At 68.4% G+C, this 1,104-nt stretch carries 1 protein-coding gene and 1 pseudogene; both read right to left on the reverse strand.

Features of this window, described 5'->3' with window-relative positions; genetic code table 11:
• Positions 1-808, reverse strand: an 808-nt coding sequence (locus I73_RS27550; RefSeq protein WP_022980795.1) for an ABC transporter substrate-binding protein, incomplete at its 3' end; no start/stop codon positions are given.
• A gap of 77 nt (positions 809-885) precedes the next feature.
• Positions 886-1,104 (reverse strand): annotated as a pseudogene (locus I73_RS33920) (creatininase family protein); the annotation flags it as partial.

Raw genomic sequence — 1,104 nt, forward strand, 5'->3', positions numbered from 1 at the left:
TGAAGGCCAGCTGGTCGTCGGTCATCTGCGGGTTGTCCTCCTGGATCAGGGGCATTGCCCGGGCCGGGTCGGCCAGGTAGCTCTTCCAGCCCTCGATGCTGGCCTGCACGAAGGCCTGCACCGCCTTGCTGCGCTTGGCCACGGTGCTGTCCATGCAGGACACGGTGGTGGCGTAGGACGGGTAGCNCACGTCGGCCATCAGGAAGGCGTTGGCCTTGGCGCCGGCCTTCTGCAGGGCGTAGGTCTCGGAGGTGATGTAGCCCTGCTGCACCGTGTTCTTGTCCGCCAGGAAGGGCTGGATGTTGAAGGTGTAGGGCCGGGTCTGGGCGTCGGTGAAGCCGTACTTGGCCTTCAGCCAGGGCCAGTAGCCCTGCTGGGCCGTCGAGGCGATGAGGATGGTCTTGCCCTTCATGTCCTCGAAGGACTTGACGTCCTCATGGCCGATCAGGGCCTGCGGATCCTTCTGGAACAGCGCGGCCACGGTGACGATGGGCACGCCGTTGGAGCGGGCCTGGGTCATCTGCAGCTGGCTGGAACCCATGATGCAGTCGGCCTGGCCGGCGGCCAGCAACTGCACGCCGTTGACCTGCGGGCCGCCCATCTTGATGGTCACGTCCAGGCCGTGCTTCTTGTAGAGGCCGGTGGCCACCGCCTGGTAGAAGCCGCCATGCTCGGCCTGGGCGAACCAGTTGGTCAGGTAGACGAACTTCTCCTCGGCGGCCTGCGAGGCGCTCGCGGCCAGCAGGGCCAGGCCGGCGGCCAGCACGCGGCCGGAGCGCTTGAAGGAGAAGGAAGTACGGCGTTGCATCGTGAAAACTCCTGCAGCTAGGGAAGGGACGGGGAGGGGAACGGGAAACCGGGAATGGGCGGTGGGCGTTGAGCGGCTCAGGGCGTGGCGCTGCCGGCCACCTCGCCGGCAAACTGGCCGCGCTCCCAGGTGGGCGCGCTGCTTGCGGGCAGCGGGCCGCGTGCAGCTCGGTGATGGCCTGGGCCCAGCTGGTGGCCAGCGAATCGAGGATGGCCTGGCCCTGTTCGGCGGTGGCGGGCGTCGGGTCGCCGATCACGCCGCTTTCGCCGAAGTCGCGGGCGGCCCATGCGCAGGCC

The sequence above is a fragment of the Ideonella sp. B508-1 genome (assembly GCF_000333615.1).
Taxonomy (GTDB): Bacteria; Pseudomonadota; Gammaproteobacteria; order Burkholderiales; family Burkholderiaceae_C; genus Ideonella.